We start from the raw sequence: 1,861 nt of genomic DNA, 5'->3' as shown, positions 1-1,861 counted from the left end.
CAATACTGTAAACCTCAATTTGAGGCACAATTTGTGAAATCACCGCCATAAATCGGTTACTAAAATCGGCATACAAAGGATAATTTGAAGAAAACACAACTACTTGCTTTTGTTTGATTATCGACTTAATTTCAAAATAAGGAGCCCCCATACGGATATAGGGTTTCGCTTCAGCTGAACGCGCAATGACGCACCCATCGTTATTCGAAAGGCAAATAATTGGCTTTCCTTTTAAATCGGGCCTAAAGACAGATTCACAGGAGGTGTACATGGAATTGACATCGATAAGCGCAAACATGTCTTTCACCGACAGGTATGCACGGCATAACGAACGACACCGAAAATTTGCACGTCCGTATCGTCATTGATGGGAATAGCAGGAAATTGGCTGTTAGCGGGAATAAGTGCTTTAGTTGGGGTAATTTGCAGGTACTTACAGGTGAATTCGCCATTGTATTCAGCGACCACTATTTCCCCATGACGCGCAGTAAGGTGACTTTCAACGACTAATAAGTCACCATCAAAAATCCCCGCATCCTTCATCGAATCCCCTGAAGCACGAAGAAAATAGGTACTTTCAGGATAGCGTATGAGTTCTGCATCAAGCGATAAACGACGCTCGATGTGATCTTGAGCTGGACTGGGAAACCCGCAAGCAATTTGACTTTCAAAAATAGGGATTTGCATAGCGCACCAATACTGTATAAATACACAGCTATAATATACTGTATATTTACACACTACACAAATGTCCAAATCTTTTTTATTTAGCTCCAAGCTATTAGGCTATTAAGCTATTAAGCTATTAAGCTATTAAGCTATTAAGCTATTAAGCTATTAAGCTATTAAGCTATTAAGCTATAATAAATTAATAACTTAGCCTTTAACCTCTTTGATTTTTAATATTTTTTCATCGCTTGATAAGTTGTTAAAATTATCCAATGCAGCTTTAATCACATCAGAACGAGATACATTAAGTAACCCATCGACCGCAGAAATATGGATTAAATTATCTATATCCTCTATATACTGTTCAGTTAAACTAGTTGATATTGCCTTGTATTTTCGTACTCTTTTGTTTGTATTATTAGCAATCTCAGGTATAGATGTTGCATTATTGATAAATTGATCTTCCGATTGAAGTGGCTTTCTATTTCTCATAGAACAACCTCCTGAACAAAACTTGTAATTTCATTTTTAGCTTTTTCATTGGTAGCTTCTGAAACTGTAATACTATCAGCCCATGTATCTCTATAGATTTTTCTATCACATATTCTTGATGATATCAGCTTCAGAGGAGGAAACTCATTCAGTACCTCTGCAGCTTGGTTTGCTTCATCTATAAAAATATTAGTCGGACACATGTTTAGTACAACATAACCTTTAACCTGTTCATTATAATCAAGCGCGGTTATAAACACCTTAGATATGTGGGCTACTGTATCTAAATCCATCTGAGATGGTCTTAGTGGACTAATAAAAATATCAGCGGCTAACAAACCTGATCGAAGTTCTTGACTGTCACGACCAGCACTATCAGCGATTACATAATCATAGTGTTTGTTTAATTCTAAAAGTGTGTTTTTAATGTTACCTGATGCAGAAACAACAGGTATTCTTTTTAGTTCTTCATTTCTATTGTTATACCAGCTCATAACAGATTGCTGATCATCGGCATCAACTATGATCACTGATTTATTAAGTCGAGTTAATTCGCCAGCGACATTTACCGATAAAGTTGATTTACCAACTCCACCCTTTTGAGAACCAATTAGTATAATCATAACTAACCCCATTATTATTTTTAAATCAATATATTAGAAACAACCTCAAGTTACTAAGCTACTAAGCTACTAAGCTA

The 1,861-nt window shown here is 35.9% G+C and carries 4 protein-coding genes; all 4 read right to left on the bottom strand.

Annotation, left to right across the window (positions count from 1 at the left end; all coding sequences use genetic code 11):
• Positions 1 to 298: Y-family DNA polymerase (locus PSF16_RS16175; protein WP_442959258.1), on the bottom strand; the 298-nt coding region annotated here is incomplete at its 3' end.
• A 5-nt stretch (positions 299 to 303) separates the two neighbouring features.
• Complete coding sequence (locus PSF16_RS16170; RefSeq protein WP_272689674.1) at positions 304 to 687, bottom strand: LexA family protein; 384 nt, start codon at positions 685 to 687, stop codon at positions 304 to 306.
• Positions 688 to 876: 189 nt separating this feature from the next.
• Complete coding sequence (locus PSF16_RS16165; RefSeq protein ID WP_210847383.1) at positions 877 to 1,161, bottom strand: hypothetical protein; 285 nt, start codon at positions 1,159 to 1,161, stop codon at positions 877 to 879.
• Positions 1,158 to 1,784, bottom strand: a complete 627-nt coding sequence (locus tag PSF16_RS16160; RefSeq protein WP_094962544.1) for a ParA family protein — start codon at positions 1,782 to 1,784, stop codon at positions 1,158 to 1,160. Before PSF16_RS16160 ends, PSF16_RS16165 begins: the two co-directional genes overlap by 4 nt.
• Positions 1,785 to 1,861 lie beyond the last annotated feature (77 nt).

The sequence above is a fragment of the Providencia sp. PROV033 genome, from assembly GCF_028484855.1.
Taxonomy (GTDB): Bacteria; Pseudomonadota; Gammaproteobacteria; order Enterobacterales; family Enterobacteriaceae; genus Providencia; species Providencia alcalifaciens.
Note: the sequence above shows the minus strand (reverse complement) of the source record. Positions and strands in the feature narration are given on the sequence as shown.